Here is a 25,585-nt window from a genome sequence, read left to right on the forward strand (position 1 = left end):
CGCCAAACCCGCCTCTATACCTCTGTTTCGGGCACTTCCGCAGTCAGCCGGACGGCATCGCTGAAGTCCTCGAACAGACGTCGTGACTCCTTGAACCAGCGCTCCAATGGTGCTGTATCCAGTTTGCTGTCGAGTTTGTCGATGGGGCCGAGCATTCGCTCATAAACATCCTTGCCACCGATTTCCAGGCTGTCGAGTCGTAGTCCGTTGATGGCGGTTTTTTGTGCACGCATCGCGCTGATATCTGCCTGAATGGCATCGTCATACATCGAGAAAACTTCGCGCAGTCGCCCATCGAGGTGTTGCCGCGCATCACCTTGTAGGTTGATCCGGGAGAAATACTCCAGAAGTGGCACGTCTCGATAAGCCACTTCGTTGCGCAGGGTGGAGCTGTACGCACTGATCCCGACAACCGCAATTCCCTCGGATTGCAGGATGTCCTGGACCTCATCCATGACGTACTCGATGTCGTCTTCGGACTTGAGGTCGGCCTTGGTCAGAACGACATAGACCGACCGCTGCTCGACGCCAATCTGTTGGATAAAGTCCAGGTCTGAGTCAGGCACCGTGCCGTTGGAGTCGAGGCCGATCAGCCAGATGATCGCGTCGGACTGCTGCGCAAACTGGATGGCAGTGCGTTTGTCACCCTGACTGTGTTCGGCCGCCGTCGCCGGTGGGTTGTAGCCGGGTGTGTCGATGAAGCAAATGTTGCTGAAGTAGTCAGGGTTCATCTGAACACCCACGCACATGAACGGCATCAGGCTCTTCAAGTCGAAACTGAACGAGTTGATGAAGGCATGGGAGATGCTTTTGTAGAAGTCCACATCCAGTTTGATATGGCCACCGTTCGCGGAGTACCCGCGAATCATCCGTTCATCAGTCGCCAGCACGTAGCTGGGGATAGCGGTGACTGGCTGCATACCGACCGCCAGGCGCACCTCGGGGTCACGGATGAAACTGTTGATGAACTCGGACTTGCCGCTGCTGAAGCCACCGACAATGCCGACGATGGTGCGCTCATGAACGTCTGGAAAGCCTACGAGCAAGGCCAGTTCCTGCTGGATCGACTGCAACATTGTGAGGGCCTTGGCTTCGGCGGCCAGGGACGATTCATTGTCTGCGAACACCATGTAATCGTTCGCCAACAACTCTCTGAAACGGGCCAGGCCAGCGCTTTCCCGAGGGCGAGCCGCGAGCAGCCGGGAGATGAGCTGGAAGCGCGTCCAGGTGTCCCCGTGGCGTTGATTCAACGCCTGAAATTCGTTTGCCAACTGAACGTGCTGTTGTTGTTCCTCTTCATGGATCTGTTGTAGTGTTTCGTGCGCCTTGACGCTGGCGTGCAGTTCCAGGCTCGTCTGTTCCAGCGTCTGCTCAAGAGCCTGGCGTTGCGACTCTACACTGTTGCGTTCCTGTTCCAGTCGGGCATGTTGCATCGACAGGCTGTCGAAGTGCTCGCGCGCCTGTTCCTGGTCGCGTTGATGCTGGTCGATGGCCTTTTCCAGCGACTGCTGCACACCTTCGAGTGTCTGTCGGGTGTTGGTCAGCTCGGCAGCGGTGCTGGTCTGGCGCTCGGTCAGTTGTCCATGTTCCGCTGTCAGTGTTTTAAGGCGCTCCAGGGTGTTCTGCTGCTCTTGGGTCAGTGCCTCGTGACGCTGATCTGCCGCCTTGAGCGCTTCGGCACCGGCTTGCAGTTCAAGGCGCGCTTGCTCGAGGTTTTGTTCGAGGACCTGGCGAGCGTCCTCAATGCTGTTACGTTCCTGCACCAGTTGCGCATGCCGCGTCGACAAGGTGTCGAAGCGCAGCCGCGCCGTCTGCAGCGCGTGCATATGCTGAGTATTGGCCTGCGCCAGCGACTGCTGCACCCCGTGCAAGGCTTGCCGGGTGTCGGTCAGCTCGGCGGCGGTGCTGGCCTGGCGCTCGGTCAGTTGCCCATGGTCGGCAGTCAGTGCCTCAAGACGCGCCACTGTGCCCTGATATTCGCGGGTCAACGCATCGTGTTGATCATCCGCAACCTTGAGTGTTTCGACCACACCGTCGCGCAGCAGCTTGCGACGCCGGATGAACAATTGGCCGAGTTTATCAAGTTGGGTCATCAGCACAGGAGGAAACAGTTCAGTCTTCATACCGCCTCCAGTTCCTTGGCCATGCGTTGCAGGCGGTCGAGGGTCAGAAGTGCATTGCCGACCTGTTCTTCCAGCTGTTCCATACGTGCCTGCATATCCTGGAAGAATGCGTTGCCGTAGGAGGGTGAAAGCTTTTCAGTCACGTCATCCGTCAAATGACGGATTTGCTTTTTGGCCTGTCCCTTGAGGTCATCCAGAAGATGCCGGGCAGTGTGTAGGAATTCTCGTGCTTCATCGTCCAGCAGGTAACTGCCGGTGCCTTTGAGTTTGCTCAGTTCCTGGCTGCTGAGCTCAAAGACGGGGACTTTGAGACCGGCAGCCAGACCTTGGTTGGTTCGAATGATCAACGCCGTGTCCAGGTCATCGCCAAGGTGACGCCTGGCGACCGCGGTCGATTCCTTGACCAGGTTGTCGCGAAACTTTTTAGTCAGGGCATCGCTTGTGCTCTTCAGGGTGCCTGTCAAACCTTCGGCAAACTCCTCCAGCTCATTGCAGACCTGGCGCCAGAACAACTTGAATACGGTGTAGTGGTGGGTTTCCTTGCCGCCACCCCAACCCCAGTTGGCAAATTTTGCAACGATGCTGTCGCGCACCACCTCTCTGGATTTCGACTCTTCACTAGCTGATGCACCGACCTCCTTAAGCGTGGAGCGATAGGCCGATTCAAGTTCCTTTGTGAGATCCTTTTTCAGATCCTCGCAAAACTCTTTTGCGCAATTGGTCAATACGCTATCGAGCTCGTAGGTGCCCACTACCATCAGGCTGTCCAGCTTGCGCCGCTGAGCCTTCAGGTCCTCAATGTCGGCATTGCGGACTTCCTGATACTTGGCCTGGGTAAAGTTCAGCAAGTCGGCCCGGAACGCTTCCAGTGCCGAGGACTTGGCGCGGATCAGATCTTCGCGCCGATCTTCGATAATGCGGTCCTTCTGCGCGCGGACACTGTCCAGCACCGCCCGCAGCGCTTCGGTGTTAGCCAGCAGGTCGAGATTGCCTCGGCAGCGTTCGGCATGCTCTGGCGTAAAGAAGTCAGGGTAATTCGCTTGAAGATTTTCCCACGCCTTCTGCTCGCCACTGTCCCATTCGTTCTGTTGGTCAAAACGTACCGAAAGGCTGTGGCACATGCCTGAGGTATGCAGGACCTTGCCGGCGCCTTTATCAATTAAGTTGTCGAAAGTCGCACCGATCTCCGGATGCTGAACCTTCAAGCGTTGCAGGGTATCGACCATGTGCACGCTGAGCGTCTGGGTGATCTTGTCCAGCGCCCCCTGAAGCGTGGGTTGGCGGGTGTCGCTGCCATACAGCTGGTTGTCGACCTGGCTGGCGATCAACACCAGTTCCTGGACACCCTCTTTCTGGGTGATCCGGCTCATCATCTCGATGTCCTGCTCACTGAGAAACTGACCGGCAGGGCTGACGATAAAGACCACATCGCAATTCTTGAGCAGGGCTGTCGTGCGTTCCTCGCGAGACTGCACAGGGTCGTTCAAGCCCGGGGTGTCAATGATGCGCACGTTACGCAATGAGTCCAGCGGCAGGAAGATATCGACGCTTTTGGTCAACGGCATGTAGTTGCCGCCGACGCCGACATAGTCCAGCAACTTGTCGGCTAATGACAGAGCATCAGTTGCCTGCAGGCGGCCCAGACTGTCGAGGGATTTGAAATCTACATTGGAGCTGCGAATGCTCTGCCACTGGTCATGGGCAGCCGCCAGCGCATGTTCGCCTTGCAGGGCTCGCCGGGCAGTTTTCTCGACGTCGGCATGGAACTGCTCGTCTTCTACGTGTCGGCCACTGCGCTGACGACGCTGGCTTAGCGTTTCGTAGGCGCGAGACTTTTCTTCGCGAAGTCGTTGCTCGTAACGCAGGGCGTTTTGCTCGATATTTTCCCGGTCAGCCGCGCTGTAGAACTGAACCTCGGCACCAAAGGTGTCGCCATGGGTCAGGGTGGTCAGCGCAGCGGTCATCGGGGTGGCAGCCCTGGGCAGAATCGCATGACCGTCGAAGATCAGGGCGTTGAGCAATGAAGACTTGCCGGCCTTGACTCGACCCACGACGCCGATCTGCAGCAAACGATTCTCTTCGGCCAGTTTGCTGAAGGCCTTATTCAGGTCCTCGGTCCGGTCGATGGCATGCTTGCGTAGCCATTGAGCGATGTCTTTTTCCAGCTCCGGGTTGTACTTTTCCATCCATTGATGGAGGCGTTGGTTCAGATCCAGGACGTGCTGTGCGTTCATTTCTGCGACTCGTAGAGGGCTTGTTTGGCGAGTTGTTGCAGTTGTTCTCTGGCGCGGGTCAGCAGCGCGATCTGATGCTCGGCCGCCTCGGCATCGTGATTGCGGCTGGCGACCAGTTCATCAATGAGCTTCTGCTTTTCACCGATTTCGCGCTCGAACTCCACGCTGACTTGGGTTACCAGCACTTCCATCTGTTCGGCGAGCAGGACCGGCAGTCGATCCCGCAACTCGCGTTTAACCGAAGGAATGATTTCATTGGTCACTTTCTGGCGGAGTTGGTCACGCTGACGCCCCTCATTAAGGAAGGACAGAATCTGCGGAAGAAAGATGATGGCCAGTTCGATCAGTGGATTGACTACCGACGTAGTGACTGCCAGCACGGTGGCCAGGCCTTGATAGCTCACTTTGGGTAGCGGGTTTCCGTCCTTCCAGCCACTTTCTTGTTTCAGTCTTTCCAGTTCGTTTGTATTGCGCGTGGCCAGCGATTCGCTCCAGTTGCCCAGGGCCTCTCCGGTTTTTTGCAGGGTGCGGTTGATCCTGTCGGTGATCTGGTCCAGCCAGTTGGGATCATTGCTGAACTGGCCCATGCTCTTGCCAAGGTCACCCACGGCTTGCGCAAAGTCGGTGACAACGGAGCGACTGAGAATGTCCATCTGCTCCTTAATGGTGCGGGTCATCGAGCTTCGGACCACTTCGGATACGATCCGCGAAAAAGCTTCCTGATTACCCGACAGACCGGCGCTGACCAGCTCCGACTGTGCGTTATCAAGTTCACGGCCGACCGCGTTGAGGCAGCTGTCGACGGCGCGGTCCAGTTGCTTGTCGCGCAGGTCTTCAAGAATACCGTCGCGTTTGCGCTCGATCTGCCGAATGCCATTGGCCAGTTCGCTCAAGGCATATTCATTTTCGGCTTGGTTCTTTTTCAGCGAGGTTAGCGCAAGGTTGATCTGGTTAAGCAGTGAATGGGTCAGGTCCTTCAGTCGATCCTCAAACACCTGGCGAACGATTTGTTCGGGTTGCAGACGAGCAAGCACTTCGCCCAATTGGACATCACCGTCGAGTCCCACCTTGACCAGGGGACGCGTGTCGACAAAGTTGATCCGGATCTGCTCGTCGACCAGTTCCGCCACTTCCTGTACTTGCTCGTCCGAGCGCAAGTTGACCTTGTTCAGCAGGAAGGTGAAATCACGCCCATAGGTCTGCAGGTCATCCAGTTGACGCAACATCGACTGAGTGATGTTGCCGTCTTCCACGCTAGTTACCACGATGAAGTGCACGCCACGGGGCAGGTAATACGCGATCGCTTTGTTGTGGTTGGCCAATGAGGAGCCGAACCCCGGCATGTCAACCAGCACCAGCGAGGGCGAAGCTTTGAGTCGCGGATTATCCAGGTACAACTGAAGGTGAGTGAATTCGTTGGCGCGAGTCTTGATACCGGCAAGAGCGCTGACGTCCAGGCGTTCACTGCTGCCATCCAGGCGAATGGCCAGGAGATGCGGGTCATTGCTGTAGCGCAACTCAGTGGCCAACTCAGTTTCGGGAGTCAGGCCTATACCCAGGACGTTTTCGCCAAGGAAAGCATTCAGCAAGCTGCTCTTGCCAGCGCTGAACGCACCAATGACGGGGACGAGCAGTTCGGTATGTTCGATATCGTTCTGCAGCCGCGTCACCTCATCGGGCTGGATCGAGGTTTCTACAATGAGCGGCAGAATGGATTTCAGATAGTTGAGGTAAGTGCTTTGGGTTTTCAACATGATCAGTACGAATCCTTGCGTATATCAAAAACGTTTATGGGCATCGTTGTAGGGGAGGGGCTCCAGTCGTTTCACAACTTGAGCTCCCTCCATTCATAGCCGTTATATTTCTCCCAGACTGCGCCGTTCTCAAAGTGCAGGTACACCCGCCACTCATCCGGATTGACCTGGATTTCTCCACCAATACGGGCGCAGTTACCGAACTCTGAGCGTAGAAAGCTCTCTAGTTGCTGAAAAAACGCATCGGGCAACCTAGAACTGCCGGAGACGTAGCAAGACGATCCATTGGCGAAAAGGCTGCAGGGTTGAACACTTGACCATAGCGTTGCTGGTGCCTGGTCCGGATGTTTCTTGCTCCAGTCCAGAGCAAATCTGTGAAGTAGGACATGCCAGTTTCCGTCGGCGTACTCACCTTCAATCCCCCACATGTCGATGGCCAGGAACAAGGTGGGCTGCTTCGAGCGTTTCTGCGACGGATAGAAGGACTCATGCATGGGGATATCTCTCGCTGGTTCAGATGTAAATCAAGATGAGTAAATGTCGAACATACCCACGACATATTGTGTCGTGCGCGACATCTGGATCGCATGAATAGCGGTGTGCAGCACTCACTGTGATGTCAGCCGAATCGTGGCCAGTCGTTCAGCGGCAGGGCGGCGGGGTACAGGAAGAGAGATGAGGCGTAGATAAATCAGAATGGCCACAGACATTCGCAACTTCCTTGTGCATGTAGGCGTGAGTGCCTGCGAGAGAGCTCCACTGCACGATATCGGCATGGGGCAGACAAGCTTTAGTTGGGACTTGTAATGTCGATCATGGAGATCCCTCCGAAGCGACATGGACGAGATTGTGGCATTTTGCTACCGTCGTTGGCGATGCGCCAGCTCAAATGCTGACTCGCTGCAAACGCAAAGGAAGCCTTTTATGAGCATGACCTGGGGACTCTCTGGTCCTGAACAATTGGACGGCGAGAGACGCACCCGCACGCTTGATATTGGCGCCGCAGTGCGTGAGTACAACGAGCGCGCTGTCCCTGGCATGGGCGGCGTGTGGTACGCCAAACAGCTGTTTTTGGCGATGCTGGGTATCGCGCTCGCGCAGAAGTTGCGCGAGCGCAAGTCGAATGTCTCGAACATTAACGCGGCCAACGCCATTGAAGCGTTGGGCTGCTACTACGCGCTCAAACAGAACAAAGGCCAGGGTGATGCCCGGGTGCGGGGTTCGGAGAAACTGCGCGGCAAGGCGAATTTCGACTTCAAGACCCTGTGCAAGCCAGGGTTCTATGTCAGCCAACCGATGCGAATGGGGACCGGCCAGGCATTGTTGGCCCTGGGTCTGGTGCGCGCGCAGGGTGAACGATTCAATGCCTTTACCTGCACGGCCTTTGGTCATGAATTCGTTAACGCCTGCTGTGGGGATGACGGAGCGCTGTTAGAGGAGTTGGTGCAGTGGGCACAACGAGGCGATTCTGTAGATAGGTTGAAAGGCCCCGTTTCCGGGCTGCTCTCGCCTCTGCAAGTATTACCCGCACAGGCTCGTGCGCTGTTGTCTCGCCGTATCGATGCGGAACTCTCGCCAGCCAGCGGTGGCTTGCGACGTGCAGCCATACGTGGCTGGGTACGGGCTCGTCACGCCAAGCCGGAAGCCGTGTTCGATTGGGCCGAGCGACCCGATGAAATCGACCCCGAACACTGGAACGACTTGCATTATGGCGCTCTGTTTTTTCAAGTGCAGGATGCCGCCTACGACGTGCTGAACGCGGTGGAGCAACACATGGCGGTGTTGAGCACGCAGCGGTTCGAGTTAGGGAGTGTCCTGCCCGAACGCATCTCGACGCACATCACTCATTTGCGCGAAATGGCCCGATTGTTCCTGGATAACCCTCAGCGGCAGCGAACCGATCCTGTCGCCTCGACCTTCTGCCATGAGTGTATAGATCCTGATAGTTCGAGCCTGTTGGCCAGTCTGGTGAGCCGCGACGGTCGGGTTCTGCGCCTGCAAGGCAAGGACATTCTGCCTGGCGGTGCGTTCCAGCATCAGGTTTTGGAGGTCGATACTGGCCAGGTTGTTATCGAGGCCCAAGCCGCTCTGCCAGCCTGGATTTCCCATCGCGTAGGTCGCTTGCATCGACTGGACCTGGATCTCCAGGGCCAATTGAGCGCCTGGCTCACCCCTGCTCCAGCAGTAGCCATTGAAGAGGTAAGTCTATGAGTCATGCTCCTGCCTCTCTGGCCCAACACTTCGAAACGCCGGACGGTTTTACTGGCCACTTCGGTTGGCTGTGCGGCTTCTCGGCTGACGACAGGTTTCTCAACGATGCGCTTGAGCGTTTCAGCCACCAGCAAGCCAATCAGCGTGCCTATGCCGGGGAAACGCTATTGGCACTGATGCTGGACCCGCGCGCGATCCAGATTACCCCGGTCGAAGTGCCGGGCCTGTTGCATTTACCTTGGGCGAAAGCCGATTTGCCATTCAACCTGATGCACGCCAAGGTCGCGGTGCTGGGTTACCGCAGCACTGACAAGAGCGACGCCTGGTGTTTGCGTTTGCTTGTGTCCACCGGCAACTGGACCCGGCAGACATTAGAGCAGAGCCTTGACCTGATCTGGCGCCTGGACCTGTGCAGCGACGAACTGGTAGTACCCACCGAGGCAACGCAGCAGGTCCGGACAGATATCTGCAGCGCCTGGAGTTTACTGCTGTGGCTACGTGAGCATTACGACGACCGTGCGCTGCTCGCCAACCCGCTGACAGCCAAGGCCGTGGCGGATATGGATGCGATCCTGCTCAAACAGGTCAAGCCGAAGGCTTCCGGATTGAACGCGCGTTTCTTCGATAACCGAAAAGCGTCGCTGCTCGCCCAACTGCCAGCCAGAGTCGTTTATGCCTCGGGTCGAGAAACGGCGCGTAACTACTTGGCCATGGGCTCGGGTTTTTATGAGTCTTCAATGCCCGGTGAGCATGCATCGGTCCCGTTGAGCATCATCAGGCGCTTGCGCGGTGAAGAAGGAGGGCCGCGTCTGCTGACGGCGACCAGCACTGTAGATCTGTTTGTCAACGAGGCGAGCTGCCAGGGCATTGCAACGGCAGCCGCGAACTTGACGGCTGCCAGCTTCAGCGTACGACCTGCGGCTCAGCCGGCCTACTTTCCTGACGTGCAAAAACGCACCTTGCATGCCAAGTTCATTTTCAGCGCCAGCGAGACCGGGCATTCGGAAAAAACAGCCAGCCCATGGCTGTACCTTGGCTCGGGCAATCTTACCCGGCAAGGCTTCACCCTGAAGATGGGGCGATCGACGGGCAACCTTGAGGCCGGGGTGGTATTCGCTCCGACGCCTTTGAACTGGTACCCGGCAAAATCGGGGGGAGCTGATCCCGAATCGATTGGCTATTACCTGCCGATTCAGTGGGAGCAGGAATGCGTCCCTGAGACGCTGCAGCAAGGCAAGGATCTTGAGGTGGGGAGCGAGGTGTTCAGTGCAGCGCCCGTGGCTTACTTGATGTGGCGGGACACGGATACACCAGAGCAAGGCTGGTTGAGCGCGGATGATCGCTCGCGGGGCGATTACTCAGTGCTGGATACGTCGCGACAGCCTTGTGCATATGTTGAGGGTCAAGGCTTCGCCTGGTGCGGACCACGACCGCGGCAGGTGGTTGTCAGTTGGCAAGAGGCGGGTGCAACGCATGTCATGACGGTGCCAGTGCTGGATGGGTTTGGCCGATTGGCGGCCACCGAGCTGCCAGAAATCAGCCTGGAGGATGCGTGGATGCAACTCGACAGTTTTCCACAGTCGCCCAGTGAAGAAGAACTGCCCGACGCGTTCGACGATAGCAAGCGCTCTGCCGACAAACAGGGAACCATTGCGCCAGGAAAAGAAGCGGCGCGTTACCCGATCCGGCAAATGATGGAACTGATCGAAGGCATCGCAGCGAAACAAACTGCGCTGGAGCCTCGGGATTGGCCGGTGTGGTGTGCCCGACTGGAGCAATCACTTATTCAGGCCGCCGGTTGCGGGTTGTTGCAGCAGTTTCTGACACTCGAAATCAACCCCATCCATGCCTTGCGCCAACCTGCGTTCAGGCCTTGTTTTGCCGAGACAGCGGACCATCCGGAAGGGCACCGTTACGAAACCGCACTGAGCAATATCGAGGCCCACTGGAAACTCGACACCTCACATCCCCTGGGAGTCCTGCCATGAAGCGAATAGCCTTCAGTTGGGCAACCGTTGCGGCTTCACTGCGCGAACGGGCGATGCAACAGCAACAACTTGCAGATGACGCAGGTGAGGTGGCTGCGCACCTGAATCCAGGCCAGCGAGCCAGCCTGCATGCGTTGGCCGACCGTATTGGCGAACACGGGGTAGTGCTGGCCGACGAAGTGGGTATGGGCAAGACTCGTATCGCTGTCGAGCTGATTCGCGCAGTCAAGGACGCTGGCGGTCGAGCCGCCGTCATCGCCCCGCCAGGGCTGGGCTATCAGTGGCAGGTAGAGTTGGAGCTGGGAGGCGTCGCAACTCCCGCGATGTTGCGTGGTCTGCTCGGCTACTTTGATGCCTGGAGTGCCGAAGAGGTCCTTGATCAAAAGCCATGGTTTCAGGAGCCAACCCTGGTGCTGTCCCATACCTTTGCCAACTGGCGTATGGGCGAGAACGCAACGCCCTGGCGCAGAGAGTTGGTGCCGGAAGTCTTCGCACGCTGGCGCAAGGAGGCAGGTTTCAAGTATCCAAATGGCTATCACCTGTCAGGCTCTGATGATGAAAGGGTCAAGCGAGCCGCCGCCAGTATTGTGGGGCGTATCAGCGAAGACGCCGCGCAACCCGCTTACACCTGGTTGACTGAAGTCACGACCGGGCATGCCTGGCCAAATCCCGATAATCACGCCGATTACCGCCGCGGTACTCCTCATCGGGGTTGGCTTGAACAGGTGGTCGGGCTTGGCCTGGGCTCCTTCGACCTGCTGGTGATCGATGAAGCCCACAAAAGTCGCGGCACCGACAGCGGCCTGAGCCGGTTGCTCGGGAGCCTGGTGCAGGGAACTCAGCACAGCCGTCGCTTGTGCATGACAGCGACTCCTGTGGAGCTGGATGTCGAGCAATGGCGGCAAACCTTCGAACGGCTTGGTCTCGACGAAAAAGTGCGCGATCAACTTCAGCCTGTGATCAACGACTTTGCGCAGGCCATCCGTCATCTACGCGTTCATTGGCGTTCCAGCGACACGGCCCGTCAACAATATCAGGCTGCAGCCAGGGCCTTTCAATCGACGTTGAGCCCCTATCTGCTGCGCCGGGATAAACGTGAAGACGCCGACGTTTCACGCTTCTCCCAAGAAACTCAGGGGGAAAGCTATCGCAACACCCAAAAGCCCGTCAGTGTGGATGTAGGCACGCTGAAGTTACCTTGGCGACAGGCTGTGTGCGCAACCGAGGCGCTGTCCGTGGCCTCGCGACTGGACGAAAACTCAACGGCCAAACGCTTGCGATTGACCCTGGCCAATGGGCATGGCATCGCTGACCTCCTGGCGCAAATTAATGAACCAGCGGAGCCGTCTGCCCTGCCGGATGACGGACAATCCAGCGCGGTCGATGACAAGCGCCAGCAACGCGTGCAGTGGTGGTTGAAGACGGCTGCGCAGGCGTTTCAGAATCCCCACCACTTGTTTGAGCACCCGGCAATCCTGGCCACCATCACGGCCATCGAAGCCGCACACGAGCAAGAAGAAAAGGTGCTGGTGTTCGGCCGTTTCACCGCACCCATGCGGGCCTTGGTCCGGCTGCTGAACGCACGTGAAATGCTACGTAGCCTTGAGGTCGGCCGTTACTGGCCGCAGAGCGTAATCCAGGCTCGTGCCGACGAGCCCGATGACCATTCGGAATGGGCAGCAGTGGAGATTGCGCACCGTCAGCTGAATTGCCGGCTGAAACTCAACTCCATCTCTGAGCTGCTGGCCAATCAATACAGCACCCACAGCACACGTCGGGAGCAGCTACGCCGGCGTCTGCTCGGCTGGCTGGATGCGGGACTGCCCAAACATGAGCAGGTACCCCGCGCGATGTTCAAACACCTTCAGGAGGCCGAGCTCAACAAGGATCTGGTGGGCACCGCCGAGAAACATCCCGTGGCGCTGTTTACCCGGGCGATCCTCGACTTCACTGGCGGGGACGTCGAACATCTGACGCCCGAGCAAGCGTGCACCGCCTTTTGCCAACTGCTGAGCGCTGCCGGCGACCAGCACACGGACGACAATTCCCACACACCGGATACCGGCGAAATTGCGTTGCAATGGGAACTGCTACTCGCCCGTCTGCAGCCTGAGTTTGCCCACCAGGAGGGTGGTTTCGCTCGCCTGATGTACGGCGGCACTGAACAATCTACCCGCCGCTTGTTGCAACTGGCCTTCAACCGCCCGAACAGCTTTCCCCGTGTTCTCGTGGCCCAATCCACTGTCGGCCGCGAAGGCCTCAACCTGCATCAGGCATGCAAGACAGTCATCCTCATGCACCCGGAGTGGAACCCAGGGGTAGTCGAACAACAGATCGGCCGAGTCGATCGAGTGGGCAGTCATTGGAGTCGCCGGCTGGGCGAAGCGCTGGCGCGGGGGAGTCCAGCGGCAGAGTTACCGCGCATTGATGTGCATCCAGTGATCTTTCGAGGGACTTACGACGAGCATAACTGGCAGGTCCTGTTGGAGCGTTGGGATGACCTGCGTGCTCAGCTACATGGAGAAGTGATTCCTGCTCGAGAGGCAGAGGGAGATTTGGAGTACGAGGAGGTGTTGGCGCAATTGCAGAAAAGTGCGCCTTGTTTTTCGCCGTTGGGGCGAAATATTTAAATCGGTCTCAGCTCTCCACGGGGTAGTTGCGCTGACTTGACCACCCATTTGCATCGGAATTGACCAGCACGCTTCGTAGTCTTCACCGTCAGAGAGCTACCCATTACGGACGGGGCGAGAAATCAAATAGGTCTTCTCTTTCTGGCCCAATCCAACTGTCCGCTTCAGTCACAAAATTGTTCATCCTTAACTAGGTGCCGCATGCACAGTGATAACAGATACATCTGTGCAGCGGCCTTTCAACTTTGGAGCAAAGAATGTCAGGAGATGTAATCCACCGTACCGGCCGCGATGCTTGGAATGCGCTGGCACAATGCGGCCTTGAACCAGAAGGACGTGATTCAGATTTTGTGGAGGCCTTGCGTCAAACCTTGGACGCTGAAGCGAGCAATCTTGAGATTGCACTTGAGAGATGCACCACAGAACAGTTCATACGGGCTTTTATTGCGACTGCCGGACCTTACGTTGAAATGCTCAAAGGCATTTTGCGAATGTTTGAGTGTGCTGGAGTAACACAAGGTGCAGCGCACTGGAAAATTTCGTTTGATGACTATGAGGAGTCCGTTGAACACTTCAAGCAATGGGAGAAGATTTTCAGAAATATCGGGGTTGAAGTAGAGTGTCCCGTTCTAACATTAGGTGAATGGAATGAACTAGCGAGTGCGCTTCGAATTCAACCTATAGCTGTGCGAAAAGGAGACTCACATAGCTATTGGGATACCAATAAGCCTTGGGCATCCCTCCATGCGCCGGGAGTGGATGGCGAACCTTGGATGCATGACCTTTGGGCAATACTCTTGCGAGCGCAGAAGATCTTTGCCGACGCCGGTTTTAATCTGATCACTGCTCGTAAAAATCTGACTTGGTCAAATAATAATCAAGAAAATGAGCCTGAACTCGACGGCCTCCGCCGTTTTCAGCACGATTATCAACTATCCCAATTAATTGCAGCATATGAAGTCCTGTGGGCAGACAGGGATACACAACAAAAAGTTGGTTCCCATATATCAACGCTCCTGAAATCATGTCCACGGATTAGATTCCGAGCTCAAGCGACGATTGATGAGCTCAGACCGTTTCTCGACCTCCCTGTATGGACTAGGCGCCATGAATTTTATGCCGCGTGGGTTGCGGCGGAGCAGATTGACGTATTCAGAGAAGCGGGCATCTCGGTTCATAGCCAAAACGGCGAGATTACTTTTCCTTTTCGAGAAACAAGAGTCGCTACGCTTGCAGATTCAAGTTGGACGTTGGTCTCTGAGCGTCGCACTTTCCTTGCCAATCCTGTAGGGAAGGGGCGCTTGGCTGGCGTGCAACCGGATTATAGTTGGTGGCGGGAGCATGAGAGTGGCTCAGAAGTCTGTGGTCTCGTCGTCGAAGTAAAACACTACAAGAAGGCTGCACGTGGACCTTGGGTTGATGTTCTTACCGATTACGCTAAGGCCCACCCTAGCGCTAATATTTTACTGGTAAACTACGGACCCGCCGGAAAAGCGGATACACATATTTTAGAGGAACTGCGGGGGCGTTGCCATGTAATTGGTGAGCTCCGCCCAGGCTCCACTGCTGCTCTCGAATACTTTAGACAAATCGTTACTGGCCTAGCGGGTTCTCGTCGGGGAGTGCATCGGGTAATTGTTCTCGATATGTCTTCTTCGATGGAACTTAGAAGTCGACAGATAGCAAGTTCGCTCAAGGATCTAGCGAGTGCATTTGATTGCAAACAAGTCTGGGCGGTAGATGACGAAATAATAGAAAAATTAGAAGCGGTCACGCTTTCAGACATCGCTATAACTCAGCTTTTACGGGGCCGTGTCGAAATGTTGGCAAGTCCCTTGATGACAGCTCTCGCTACCCATGAGTCAGTTTTACTAGTAAGTGATGAATCTGGCTCACGAAGCATCTTGGGCGATGAACGCTTCACAACGTCTAGTGTGGACTTTGGGGGGGACGCCAATTTAAAAGTGCTTGAGGTTCGAAAAGCATAGTCCGTTGTTTTTTTCAAGCTGGACTTTGTGTACACCTGACCATTTTAGATAGGGGGCATTGCGGCTCACGATGTCAGCTTTAACCTTGAAGGGATATATATAAGGGGCTGCTTTTGCCGGTTGTTGTCTGTCGCAACCGGTAGCAAAGCGCAAATCTTATGCTGATCATGGTAACGAAGCGTGCTGTTCAAATCCGATGCACTCGGTGGTCAGGTCGAATGCAAGCGGGTGGTCATGAGAACTGCAGTTTCGCACTCCGCCGGCCCCTGAAGGTAATTTGCATGGGGTTGGCGAGAGCATGATCATGCCTTGGCCTGCGGGTTGAGCGTTTTGAGTCCGGGTTTACAGTGCGCTGCGATTATTTTTATCTGTCCACAGGGCGCGAACGCTATGAGTTTTTCAGCATTGAACACCATCTCGGCAATCCGGCCGTTGATTAGCGGCTTGACTGAGTTGAACTCGCCCGCTAGTCAAACCTCATGGCCGCCTGCGATGTATTTGGGACGCCAGCCCCAATGAGGAGTAGCTAACTGTACGTGAGTATCATCTCTTTTGTCCTGCTGACTATACGAGTGCTAGCCTACCTCTTTTATGGGCTTGCATTGCGGACAGTGAAAGGCTCCCCATTCCTGCTTGCTGTATATGCTCGCTCCACCAAGTCATCATAGGGCGTCTTCTCTCAATGTAATCCGCACGATTGTACGCGCTGCGCACCTCGTCTTTGTCCACGTGTGCAAGTGCGACCTCGATCAGCTCGGGGTCCCATCCCTGTTCGTTCAGGATGGTGCTGGCCATGGAGCGCATGCCATGACTCACCAATCGGCCTTCAAAGCCCATTCGCTTCAGAGCCATGTTTGCTGTCTGGCTGTTGCAGTGAGTCCGCGGGTCTCTATCGGCGGGGAACACATACTCTCTGTGGCCGCTGTAGGGTTTGATCGTCTCAAGTAGAGCCAGTGCGTGTTCGGTGAGTGGTATGACGTGAGCGCGTCGTTTCTTCATCCGCTCCGCTGGGATCGTCCAAGTTTTCTTGTCTAGATCGATGTCAGCCCAAGAGGTCGTGGCGGCTTCCGCAGGACGGGTCATGGTATGGAGTTGCCATTCAATCAGGCAGCGTGTAGTTCTTTTTATGCTCGCATTGGCGATGGCGACCATTAGCTCTGGCAGCTCTTCGGGGCGGAGGGCAGCCATGTTTTGCTTTTTCGGCTTTTTGAACACAGCCCGAATGCCGCTGAGCGGGTTGGCAAAGATCATTCCCGAGTTCGCGCCGTAGGTCATGATCTCGTTGAGCCGTTGGGTCAGTCGCTTCACTGTCTCCAGGCTGCCTTTGGTTTCAAGAGGGCGCAGCAGTTCGATGACCGTTGGGGCACTGATCTGCGAGATAGGTGTTGTTCCTAGCGTGGGAAAAACATGCAGCGTGAGCGAGCGCCAGATGTCCTCGGCATAAGCCTGAGTTACAGAATCCTTTTTCAGTTCAAACCAGGCAGACGCCACGTTCTCGAATGTGTGCTCGGTTGCCTGCCTTTTTGTCTGCGCCAGCTCGCTACGTTGTTCTTTCGGGTCGATGCCCTGAGCGAGAAGTTCTCTGGCTTCGACCGTTTTCTTCCTGGCTTGAGCGAGCGAGAGTGCTGGGTAGGTGCCGAGGCCCATATTGATGCGGTTTTTGGTAATCGGCTGCCGGTAGTTGAAGTTCCATAGCGTAGAGCCATTGACCCTCACACGCAGCTGTAGACCGTCTCCATCACTGAGGACGTAGTCCTTGTCTTTCGGCTTTACCGCTTTGAGTTGGCGGTCAGAGAGGCGGGTGGCTTGGGCGCACATGAGGTGTTCCATGACATCAATTGGTATTCCAGAAATTACCACTGAAGGGCTTGGAATACCATCTGGAATACCCGATGTCGTGGATTGTGCCGGACGTCCATGGACGCCGGTAGACCCTAAGGCCTTGATTTTGCTAGGCTTCAGGCACAAAAAAAGACGTCCGTGGACGTCTTTAGATGTAAAGTTGGTGGAGCCGGGGGGATTTGAACCCCCGTCCGCCAGTACTCCGCTGTCGGTACTACATGCGTAGCCGTTTCTATTAAGTTAACCCTCAGCGACCCGAAGGGCAGGGTGCTTTGGGCGAGTTGTGTAAGTTTTAGCCGCTTCGTCCACAACGTACTGCACGGCGATTCTGTTCTATATGACAATCATTTTGGGTTTACAGACATCCCCTGATGATTGCTGGACCCGAAGGTACCAGGAGCATTGTCAGCTGCAATTAAGCAGCGAGAGCAACACCGTATTGGTCGTCATTGGCAACTATAAGTAGTTGCAACAGTGGATTTACGACTTCTGTTACCAAGTCGGCATGCACCTAGAGTTTCGCAACCGGCGTCGAATCCTAAACGGCCCCGAACTCATTGCTCAGTACATCTGTTTGAGCAACAAGCGTGTGCAGTGTACGCCAATCGGCCCACAAGGCCAACCCGAAGGTTGGCCCAGGCTTCGATCAGTTATTGGAGCCGCCGGTAGCTTTTCGCAGTTCCACGATGGTCTGTGAAGTTTCCGCAATGCAGTCGTCGATCTTGCCTTGGGCCTTCAGCGCCTGAGCCTTGCTCACGCTGGTTTCAGCGCGCTGGTTCAATTCGGGCTTGGCTGCTAGCTGCCCCTTGGCATTGTTGATGGTCTGAATATTGGCATCACACAGGTCCGCAGGCTTGCCATCAGCAAACGAAGTGGACGCCATCATCGATGCAGTAACGAACAGACCTAACAGTACAGAACGTTTCATGTGTATCTCCTTGAACCGAGTGGGTCCAGACTTCGCTGGCCGTCAGGACGGGCAACCGTATGGAAGAAAAACCCCGATCAGTCGGGGTTAATCTGTGGACTACAGTCGAACTCAAGGGTTCTATTTTTCTTCAGCAGGCCTTCGCTCGGGTCACGCGATCCACCAGATAGACCAGCCCGTGGTAGTCGATTCCGCCGTGTTGCGTCAGGCCGATCTCACAGGTGCGGCTGGTGGAAATTCCCTCACTGCAATGCTGCACCGCATCCTTGAGCGTGCGCAGCGAGTGGCTGTTCAGCTCAGGTGTGGTGAAGCCTTTGTCGCCAGCAAATCCGCAGCAATGAATACCTTCCGGGATCACCACGTTGTTGCTGCATCTGCGCGCCAGATCAATCAACGCCTGACTTTCGCCCAGATGTTGCGTGCTGCACGTCACGTGCACAGCAATCGGCGCGTCTTGCGGGGTGAAGTCGAGTCGTTCGAGCAGGTGCGTACGGATGAAGCGCACCGGGTCGTACAGATCCAGACGGGTTTCTCCTACGTCCTGAACCAGACGCAACGTGCACGGACTGGTGTCGCAGTAGATCGGGTCGAGACCGCCGCGACTGGCATGCAGCAGTGCGCTGATCAGCTCCTGACGCTTGTGTTCGGCTTGTTCGGCGTAGCCTTTGGAGGCGAAGGGCTGACCGCAGCATAGGTTGTCCTGATTGTCCGGGAAGACCACTTGGTAGCCGGCCTTTTCCAGCAGCCCACGGGTTTTGTCGTACAGCGACATCTGCTCTTTGTCACCTGCCGCCGGGCCCATGACTCGTGACACGCAAGCAGCCAGATAGACCACGCGCGGGCGTTCATCTGACGCGCTCGGGCTGAAGCGAATGGCTTTCTCCGGTTGCGGCATCGCATTCGTCCACAGCGGCACCTGACCTTTGGACAGCCGCGTAATGGTTGCCGAAAGTTTCGCCAGACGCGGCGCCCCGAGCAGCATCCGCGCACCGTTGGCCACGTGCAGAGTGAGGCGTGCGCCTTGCAGGGTCTTGGCGAAATTTCCTTCGATCCAGTCGGCGGTTTTCTGATGCGTCGCGTGCCGGGCTCGGAGTTTTTTCACCAGCTCACCGGTATTGATGCCTACAGGGCAACGTTGCGCGCACAGACCAGTGGCGGCGCAGGTTTCGATGCCTTGGTACTCGTAGGCTTTTTCCAGTTCGGTGGTGTCGACGCCGGCTCGTTTTTTCGCCTGAATATCGCGCCAGATCACGATGCGCTGGCGCGGGCTCAGGGTCAGTCCTTTCGATGGGCAGACCGGCTCGCAGAAACCGCACTCGATGCACTTATCCACAATCTCATCCGCCGCCGGCAGCGGTTTCAGATGCTTGAGGTGGATCTGTGGATCCTCGCTGAGCACCACGTCCGGGTTGAGAATGCCGTTAGGGTCGAGCAGGCGTTTGAGCTGCCACATCAACTGATAGGCGTCGCTGCCCCATTCCAGTTCCACGAATGGCGCCATGTTACGCCCGGTGCCATGTTCAGCCTTCAACGAGCCGCCGAACTCCACCGCCACCAATTGCGCGACGTCGTCCATGAACGCTTGATAGCGTGCGACTTCTTCCGGGTTGTTGAAGCCTTGGGTGAAGACGAAGTGCAGATTGCCTTCCAGCGCGTGTCCGAAAAGGATCGCTTCGTCGTAGGCATGTTTGTCGAACAACTCGATCAAGCGATTGACGCCGATGGCCAGTTGTTCGACCGGGAAAGTCACATCTTCGATGATCACCGTGGTGCCGGTTTTGCGCACCGCGCCGACGGCGGGGAAGGTGTCCTTGCGGATCGCCCATAGCTTGGCGTTTTCGGCAGGGTCTTCGGTGAAGTCGACCTGCTTTTCCACCGGGAAACCACTGAGCGACGCCATGATCTGCGCCAGTTGTTCCTGCAGCAAAGTGGAAGAGGCAGCGCGGGATTCGATCAGCAGTGCGCAGGCATTGTTCGACAGCTGTTGTACGAAAGCGGGCATGCCCGGTTTGTACTGAACCGAACGCAGACTGCGACGATCCAACAGTTCCACGGCGGACACCGGTTGGCTTTTCAGCACGGTGACCGCGTTGCAGCAGGTCTCCACATCCGGGAACACGATCAGCGCCGAGGCCTTGTTCGGGTGATCGATCACGGTGTCGTAAGTCACCGCGCTGATGAAGCCGAGGGTGCCTTCGGAACCGACCAGCAAGTGGCTCAAGATATCCACAGGCTCATCGAAATCCACCAAGGCATTCAGGGACAGACCGGTGGTATTTTTCAGACGGTATTTGTGGCGGATTCGTGCAGCGAGTTCGGCGTTGGCGCGGGTCTCGCGGCCTAACGTCGCCAAGCGCTCTAGCAGATCGCCGTGGCTTACGCGGAATGCCGCGACACTTGCAGCGTCTTCGGTATCCAGACGTGTGCCATCGGCCAGCACCAGGCGAATCCCGGCCAGCGTGTGGTAGGTGTTTTGCGCGGTGCCGCAGCACATGCCGCTGGCGTTGTTGGCGACGATCCCGCCGATCTTGCAGGCGTTGATCGACGCCGGATCCGGGCCGATCTTGCGCCCGAACGGTGCCAGCCACGCGTTGGCCTGTGCGCCGATCACTCCCGGTTGCAGGCGGATTTGCGTGCCTTGGCCACGAATCTCGCGCGCGTTCCAGTTATCCCCAAGCACGATCAAAACGGAATCGCTGATCGCCTGGCCGGAGAGGCTGGTGCCGGCCGCGCGGAACGTCACCGGAACGTGGTCACGCTGAGCCAGTTTCAACAGCGCCACAACTTCATCTTCGGATTCGACGCGAATCACCAGTTGCGGAATCAGCCGATAAAAACTGGCATCGGTGCCGAAGGCCAGAGTCGATAAAGGATCATCAAAGCGGCGCTCGGCCGGAATCAGTTGTTGCGCATCACGCAGGAAATTCGCTGGAAGCGTCATTGGTCCTCCAGGATCAGAACCACCAGGTCTTTCGGGCCGTGGGCGCCGTAAGCCAGTACTTGCTCGATGTCAGCGGTTTTCGAAGGGCCGGACACCAGCAACGCGTTGGTCGGCATGCCTTGCGCCCATTCGAATTCCTGTTGCACTTGATAGAAGTTGTCGCGGATTTCGCTGGCCTTGAGCAGGGCGAAATGCACTGGTGGCACCAGGCTCATCAGCCGTGGTTCTTCACGGGTTGGCCAGAGAATCAGGCTGCCAGTGGCTGCGATCGCACCGAGTGTGCCGGTGAGACTGGCCGGGGTGTCGTTGAACAACTCGGCTTTCCACTCTTCCATCGGCCGGTCGTAGGACTTCAGCGCTGGCAGATCAGGATTGTTCGCCCAATGCTGTGTGATGCGTTGCCCGTGCGCTGTCGTCGGCGCGATCAACAGGCTCGGCAACTGGCGATCACGCAGCAATTGCGCAAGCAGCGCCGGCCATTCTGCGTCCGAGGTCAGGTGGGTTTCGGTGTGCACCGCTTCCATCAATTTGCGCAGTTGCGGAATGCGCTGTTCGGCAGTGTAGGTGTAAGGCTGCGTCACCAGATCGACATCGAAGTTGTCGGCAATCGGCGTGGTGCCGGTCAGACTTTTCCGCAGCTTGCCGAGGATATTTTGCTTGGCGCTCATCAGCGGTCTCCCTGTTTGGCCAGATGCTCGCGGGCCATGTCATGCAGTGAGCGGGCGGCGGGTTTCGGCGCGCTGTGGTTTTGGGTCCACGGACCGACGTTACTCGGAGTCAGGGCACGCAGGCGCGTGGCGAAGAAACTGAACAAACGATACAAAGTCGGAGAGCTGTTGAGCCTGGCCCAGGCGTTCCAGATAAAGCGTTCCTTGCGCGAATACTTGCTGCCCTGACCGCGCATCACTTGATTCGGGCTGTCAGGGGCTTTGACGTTTTCTTCGCGCAGGCGCCGCAGGATCGCCGGGATAGGAATTTTTACCGGGCAGACTTCACCGCAGGCACCGCACAACGACGAAGCGCTCGGATGATCCGGGACTTTCGCCAGGCCAACCATGTGCGGGGTGATGATTTTGCCGATCGGCCCCGGATACACCTCGCCATAAGTGTGGCCGCCGACGCGGGTATAGACCGGGCAATGATTCATGCAGGCGCCGCAGCGAATGCAGTTCAAGGTCTGACGCAATTCACTGTCGGCGAAAGCCTGACTGCGACCGTTGTCGAGCAACACCAGATGCACTTCCTGCGGGCCGTCGAGTTCGTGTTCCTTGCGCGGGCCGGAAATCATGTTGACGTAAGTGGTGATCGGAATGCCCAGCGCCGAGCGGGTCAGCAGTGACAGCAACGGCACCACGTCACGCAGGTTTTCCACGACTTTTTCGATGCCGGTGACGGCGATGTGCACGGGGGGCACGGTGGTGGTCATGCGCCCGTTGCCTTCGTTTTCCACCAGCAGCAGGGTGCCGGTTTCGGCCACGGCGAAGTTGACACCGGAGACGCCGATGTCCGCTTCGAAGAATTTCTGCCGCAGGACTCTGCGACCGATCTGAATGAGTTGGTCAACGTCCTTGGTGTATTCCACGCCAAGTTTGTCGTGGAACAAGGACGCGACCTGACCGGCATTCTTGTGGATCGCCGGCATAATGATGTGTGAAGGCTTCTCGTGGTCGAGCTGGACGATGTACTCCCCCATATCGGACTCCAGACATTCAATGTCCCGAGCCTCGAGGAAATGGTTCATCTCCATCTCTTCGCTGACCATCGATTTGCCCTTGATCACTTGCCGCGCCTCGTGAGCGCGGATGATCGATAAGACGATGCCATTGGCCTCGTCCACCGTTTCCGCCCAGTGCACTGTCACACCGTTGCGGGTCAGGTTCTGTTCCAGTTGCTCGAGCAGGTCGGGCAACTTGGAGAGCGCGCGGGCTTTGATCGAATTGCCCAGTGCGCGCAAATGTTCTCTTTCATGGGCATCACTGAAAGCGGCTGCCCGCTTGGCCATCAGTGAGTCCATCGCAGTGCGGAAGTTGTTCCGTAGCTGCTGATCACCCAAGGCATTGTGTGCCCGGGTGCGGAAATCTTCTTCTACGGCGACCGTAGGAATAATCGCGGAAGTGCTCATTGCGCACCCCCGGTTCGTTGCCACAAGAAGCTGGCGAGATGTTGCCCGCGCAGCGCTTCTTTTTGTTTCTCCAATGCGCCGTTGATGTTCATCAAACAGCCACAGTCGGCGCTCAACACCTTGTGCGCCCCGGAATCCTTCAACGCTTTGGTCTTGTCAGCCACCATCGCGCCGGAAATGTCTGGCATACGGACGCTGAATGTTCCGCCGAAGCCACAGCATTCGCTTTCGTGGTCATGGTTGACCCGTTCCACGTTGCTCAACTGCGCCAACAACTCGCGGCCGTGCAGGTGGGTGTTCATTTCGCGGCGTGCCGAACACGAGGTGTGCAGCGCGACTTTGACCGGCTCGCCGCTGTCCTTGAGCTGCACTTTGCAGACGAACAGCAGAAACTCGGCCAGTTCATAGGTGCGGGCTGCGAGGGCCTGAACCTGTTTCAGCGTTTCCGGCTCATCCTTGAACAAGTCGGCGTAATGCTCGCGCAGCATGCCGGCGCAGGAACCCGACGGCACCACCACCGGATAATCCCCGGCAAACAGCGCCAGTTGCGAGCGCGCCACGGTCCGCGCCTGCTCGGTGTAACCCGAGGTGTAGGCCGGTTGGCCGCAGCAACTCTGCCCTTGCGGATACTCGACCCGAATCCCTTCGCGCTCCAGCAAGTGGATCGCGTCCATCCCGGCTTCGGGGTAGAACAGGTCGACCACGCAGGTGCCGAACAGGTAGACCCGCGACGGTTTCTCGCTGGGGTATTGCCGAGGTTCGGGCAGTGGCGGTGCCACACGGGTCGCGTTCGGCACGGCGTTGTAAAAAAGCTCGCTCATCAGGCGTGTCTCCGGGTGGGCCCGGTTATCCGTCTGTGGCGGCTGCTGAATATAGAGAGCGTTGCTTTCAGCAGCCTTACAGACCGGGTTGTGAATTGCTGACGCCGGCATCACGGACCGGCGTCGGTTTTTTCCATGCTTCTTGTAAGCGTCTTGTAGGTTTAGTGCACGAGCATGCCGGTGAACCAGTAGGCCTGAGCCAGGGTGATCAGACCGACAATCGTTGCAAAGAATAGGCTGTGCTTGAGGGTGAAGCGGAACAGATCCGATTCCTTGCCCACCAGGCCGGTCGCGGCGCAGGCCACTGCGATCGATTGTGGCGAGATCATCTTGCCGGTCACGCCGCCGCTGGTATTGGCTGCCACTAGCAGGGTGTCATTGACGCCGATCTGGTGCGCAGTGGTCGCCTGCAGCGAACTGAACAGCGCGTTGGACGAAGTATCCGAACCAGTGAGGAACACGCCGAGCCAGCCGAGGAACGGCGAGAAGAACGGGAATGCCGCGCCGGTTCCGGCCAATACCAGCGCCATGGTCGAAGACATGCCGGAGTAGTTGGTGACGAAGGCGAAGGCCAGCACCATACCGATCGACAGGATTGGCCAGCGCAGTTCATAGAAGGTCTCTTTCAAAGTGGTCAGACCAGTTTTGAAATTGATCTTCAGCACCAGCATCGAGATCAGCGCGGAGAAGAAAATCGCCGTGCCGGTCGCGGAAATCGGGTCGAGTTTGAACACCGCCGGGATTGCTGTTGGAGCGGCCACAATCGGTGCGGTCTTGATCACCAGTTGATCAAGGTGCGGAATCGCGAAGTTGAACACCCAGCTGTACATCGAACCGCCAGCGGCAAACATCGCCTTGAAAGGTTTCAGCGTCCAGATCGTTACCAGCACGGTGAGGATCAGGAACGGCGACCACGCTTTGAAAATTTCCCCGAGGCTGTAAGGCGAAGCCACGGTGCTGCGCTTTTGACCGAAACCGCCGACGCTGGCGGTCACCACCGAGGCGGAAACGGCACCGGCGATGTGTTGGCCGGCGGCGCGTTTTGGCTGCCAGACTTTCAGGAACAGGGTCAGGGAAATCAGGCTGGCCAAGGCCGAGGTGATGTCTGGCAGCTCCGGGCCGATGAAGTTGGAAGTGAAGTATTGGGTGACGGCGAAGCTCAAGCCTGCAACCAGTGCAGCCGGCCAGGTTTCACGCACGCCGCGCAGGCCGTCCATCATGAACACCAGCCAGAACGGCACGAACAACGACAGCAGCGGCAGTTGGCGACCGGTCATGGCGCCGATCTTGAACGCGTCGATGCCGGTGACTTGGCCGGCAACAATGATCGGAATCCCCAATGCGCCAAACGCAACCGGTGCGGTGTTGGCGATCAGGCACAGGCCGGCGGCGTACAGCGGGTTGAAGCCCAGTCCGACCAGAAGTGCGGCAGTAATCGCCACCGGCGCACCGAAACCGGCGGCACCTTCCAGGAAAGCACCGAAGCAGAAACCGATCAGCAGCACTTGCAGGCGCTGGTCGTCAGTAATCGATAACACCGAACTGCGAATGACCTCGAACTGACCACTTTTCACCGTCAGTTTGTAGAGGAACACCGCCGCGACAATGATCCAGGCAATCGGCCACAGACCGTAGGCGAAGCCATACCCGGCGGCGGCGAAGGCCATATCGACCGGCATCTGGAATGCGAAGATCGCCACGGCAATCGACAGCGCGAGGGTGATGCTCCCGGCCACATGGCCTTTGAGGCGGAACACCGCTAATGCGAGGAAAAAGAACACGATGGGGATGACGGCCGCGAGTGCGGACACGCCGAGACTGCCGAGCGGGCTGTAGAGCTGTTGCCAGGTTTGCATATGGGGTGGCCCCTAATTGTTGTTGGTCAGGCACTGTCAGCGTTCTTGGATAATTGGTAAGACCAATTTACAATCGCTGTTGGCTAGGGTAAAAGCCTTGATGTCGGTGTGTCAATTTGTCGCCCTGAAACTTTTGTCGAACAAGCG

Annotated in this window: 16 protein-coding genes and 1 other RNA gene; 4 read left to right on the plus strand and 13 right to left on the minus strand. The window is 57.2% G+C overall.

What is annotated here, in order from left to right; all coding sequences use genetic code 11:
- Nucleotides 1-14: 14 nt before the first annotated feature.
- From QOM10_RS03900 to QOM10_RS03915, 4 genes are all read right to left on the minus strand, one after another.
- Entirely contained in the window at nucleotides 15-2,123 is a 2,109-nt protein-coding gene (locus QOM10_RS03900) for a dynamin family protein (RefSeq protein WP_316917630.1), read from the minus strand.
- Nucleotides 2,120-4,357 (minus strand): dynamin family protein, encoded by a 2,238-nt coding sequence (locus tag QOM10_RS03905; protein ID WP_316917631.1) that lies wholly within the window; start codon nucleotides 4,355-4,357, stop codon nucleotides 2,120-2,122. The genes QOM10_RS03900 and QOM10_RS03905 overlap by 4 nt, the downstream gene beginning before the upstream one ends.
- The gene (locus QOM10_RS03910; RefSeq protein WP_316917632.1) at nucleotides 4,354-6,111 is read right to left on the minus strand and encodes a dynamin family protein; all 1,758 of its coding nucleotides are present in this window, start codon (nucleotides 6,109-6,111) and stop codon (nucleotides 4,354-4,356) included. Before QOM10_RS03910 ends, QOM10_RS03905 begins: the two co-directional genes overlap by 4 nt.
- A gap of 71 nt (nucleotides 6,112-6,182) precedes the next feature.
- Nucleotides 6,183-6,605, minus strand: coding sequence for a hypothetical protein (locus tag QOM10_RS03915; RefSeq protein ID WP_316917633.1), 423 nt, complete (start codon nucleotides 6,603-6,605; stop codon nucleotides 6,183-6,185).
- 430 nt (nucleotides 6,606-7,035) lie between these two features.
- Here QOM10_RS03915 and QOM10_RS03920 point away from each other — a divergent pair, with 430 nt between their 5' ends.
- Together QOM10_RS03920 and QOM10_RS03925 are read left to right on the plus strand one after the other, a co-directional pair.
- Nucleotides 7,036-8,322: a hypothetical protein gene (locus QOM10_RS03920; RefSeq protein ID WP_316917634.1), complete on the plus strand. Its 1,287-nt coding sequence runs from the start codon at nucleotides 7,036-7,038 to the stop codon at nucleotides 8,320-8,322.
- Between the two features lie 167 nt (nucleotides 8,323-8,489).
- Nucleotides 8,490-10,310, plus strand: coding sequence for a hypothetical protein (locus QOM10_RS03925; RefSeq protein ID WP_316917635.1), 1,821 nt, complete (start codon nucleotides 8,490-8,492; stop codon nucleotides 10,308-10,310).
- A gap of 35 nt (nucleotides 10,311-10,345) precedes the next feature.
- Here the strand turns inward: QOM10_RS03925 and QOM10_RS03930 are convergent, their stop codons facing one another.
- Nucleotides 10,346-10,468: a hypothetical protein gene (locus QOM10_RS03930; protein WP_268873482.1), complete on the minus strand. Its 123-nt coding sequence runs from the start codon at nucleotides 10,466-10,468 to the stop codon at nucleotides 10,346-10,348.
- Nucleotides 10,469-10,474: 6 nt separating this feature from the next.
- On the opposite strand from QOM10_RS03930, the gene QOM10_RS03935 reads away from it, so the two are divergent.
- Both QOM10_RS03935 and QOM10_RS03940 read left to right on the plus strand, forming a co-directional pair.
- Nucleotides 10,475-12,940, plus strand: coding sequence for a DEAD/DEAH box helicase (locus tag QOM10_RS03935; RefSeq protein ID WP_316917636.1), 2,466 nt, complete (start codon nucleotides 10,475-10,477; stop codon nucleotides 12,938-12,940).
- A gap of 257 nt (nucleotides 12,941-13,197) precedes the next feature.
- Nucleotides 13,198-14,928: a hypothetical protein gene (locus QOM10_RS03940; RefSeq protein WP_316917637.1), complete on the plus strand. Its 1,731-nt coding sequence runs from the start codon at nucleotides 13,198-13,200 to the stop codon at nucleotides 14,926-14,928.
- A 564-nt stretch (nucleotides 14,929-15,492) separates the two neighbouring features.
- Here the strand turns inward: QOM10_RS03940 and QOM10_RS03945 are convergent.
- The 8 genes from QOM10_RS03945 to QOM10_RS03980 form a co-directional block, all read right to left on the minus strand.
- A complete protein-coding gene (locus QOM10_RS03945) occupies nucleotides 15,493-16,746 on the minus strand; it encodes an integrase domain-containing protein (RefSeq protein ID WP_316917638.1) in 1,254 nt (417 codons plus the stop codon).
- Nucleotides 16,747-16,931: 185 nt separating this feature from the next.
- Nucleotides 16,932-17,320, minus strand: a transfer-messenger RNA (tmRNA) gene (ssrA, locus tag QOM10_RS03950).
- A gap of 96 nt (nucleotides 17,321-17,416) precedes the next feature.
- The gene (locus QOM10_RS03955) at nucleotides 17,417-17,698 is read right to left on the minus strand and encodes a hypothetical protein (protein ID WP_316917639.1); all 282 of its coding nucleotides are present in this window, start codon (nucleotides 17,696-17,698) and stop codon (nucleotides 17,417-17,419) included.
- A 130-nt stretch (nucleotides 17,699-17,828) separates the two neighbouring features.
- Nucleotides 17,829-20,639, minus strand: coding sequence for an FAD-binding and (Fe-S)-binding domain-containing protein (locus QOM10_RS03960; RefSeq protein WP_316917640.1), 2,811 nt, complete (start codon nucleotides 20,637-20,639; stop codon nucleotides 17,829-17,831).
- Nucleotides 20,636-21,307, minus strand: coding sequence for a lactate utilization protein C (locus QOM10_RS03965; RefSeq protein WP_127925778.1), 672 nt, complete (start codon nucleotides 21,305-21,307; stop codon nucleotides 20,636-20,638). Before QOM10_RS03965 ends, QOM10_RS03960 begins: the two co-directional genes overlap by 4 nt.
- Nucleotides 21,307-22,761 (minus strand): LutB/LldF family L-lactate oxidation iron-sulfur protein, encoded by a 1,455-nt coding sequence (locus tag QOM10_RS03970; RefSeq protein WP_316917641.1) that lies wholly within the window; start codon nucleotides 22,759-22,761, stop codon nucleotides 21,307-21,309. Before QOM10_RS03970 ends, QOM10_RS03965 begins: the two co-directional genes overlap by 1 nt.
- Nucleotides 22,758-23,582, minus strand: a complete 825-nt coding sequence (locus QOM10_RS03975; RefSeq protein WP_007915202.1) for a (Fe-S)-binding protein — start codon at nucleotides 23,580-23,582, stop codon at nucleotides 22,758-22,760. The genes QOM10_RS03970 and QOM10_RS03975 overlap by 4 nt, the downstream gene beginning before the upstream one ends.
- Nucleotides 23,583-23,743: 161 nt before the next feature.
- Entirely contained in the window at nucleotides 23,744-25,438 is a 1,695-nt protein-coding gene (locus QOM10_RS03980) for a lactate permease LctP family transporter (protein ID WP_316917642.1), read from the minus strand.
- Nucleotides 25,439-25,585: the final 147 nt, after the last annotated feature.

It is taken from the genome of Pseudomonas sp. P108 (assembly GCF_032613195.1).
GTDB lineage: Bacteria > Pseudomonadota > Gammaproteobacteria > Pseudomonadales > Pseudomonadaceae > Aquipseudomonas.

What these genes read in the sequence shown, in the direction of transcription:
- QOM10_RS03900 (WP_316917630.1), bottom strand. Translation starts at nt 2,123, where the DNA reads ATGAAGACTGAACTGTTTCCTCCTGTGCTGATGACCCAACTTGATAAA.
- QOM10_RS03905 (WP_316917631.1), bottom strand. Translation starts at nt 4,357, where the DNA reads ATGAACGCACAGCACGTCCTGGATCTGAACCAACGCCTCCATCAATGG.
- QOM10_RS03910 (WP_316917632.1), bottom strand. Translation starts at nt 6,111, where the DNA reads ATGTTGAAAACCCAAAGCACTTACCTCAACTATCTGAAATCCATTCTG.
- QOM10_RS03915 (WP_316917633.1), bottom strand. Translation starts at nt 6,605, where the DNA reads ATGCATGAGTCCTTCTATCCGTCGCAGAAACGCTCGAAGCAGCCCACC.
- QOM10_RS03920 (WP_316917634.1), top strand. Translation starts at nt 7,036, where the DNA reads ATGAGCATGACCTGGGGACTCTCTGGTCCTGAACAATTGGACGGCGAG.
- QOM10_RS03940 (WP_316917637.1), top strand. Translation starts at nt 13,198, where the DNA reads ATGTCAGGAGATGTAATCCACCGTACCGGCCGCGATGCTTGGAATGCG.
- QOM10_RS03945 (WP_316917638.1), bottom strand. Translation starts at nt 16,746, where the DNA reads ATGTGCGCCCAAGCCACCCGCCTCTCTGACCGCCAACTCAAAGCGGTA.
- QOM10_RS03955 (WP_316917639.1), bottom strand. Translation starts at nt 17,698, where the DNA reads ATGAAACGTTCTGTACTGTTAGGTCTGTTCGTTACTGCATCGATGATG.
- QOM10_RS03960 (WP_316917640.1), bottom strand. Translation starts at nt 20,639, where the DNA reads ATGACGCTTCCAGCGAATTTCCTGCGTGATGCGCAACAACTGATTCCG.
- QOM10_RS03965 (WP_127925778.1), bottom strand. Translation starts at nt 21,307, where the DNA reads ATGAGCGCCAAGCAAAATATCCTCGGCAAGCTGCGGAAAAGTCTGACC.
- QOM10_RS03970 (WP_316917641.1), bottom strand. Translation starts at nt 22,761, where the DNA reads ATGAGCACTTCCGCGATTATTCCTACGGTCGCCGTAGAAGAAGATTTC.
- QOM10_RS03975 (WP_007915202.1), bottom strand. Translation starts at nt 23,582, where the DNA reads ATGAGCGAGCTTTTTTACAACGCCGTGCCGAACGCGACCCGTGTGGCA.
- QOM10_RS03980 (WP_316917642.1), bottom strand. Translation starts at nt 25,438, where the DNA reads ATGCAAACCTGGCAACAGCTCTACAGCCCGCTCGGCAGTCTCGGCGTG.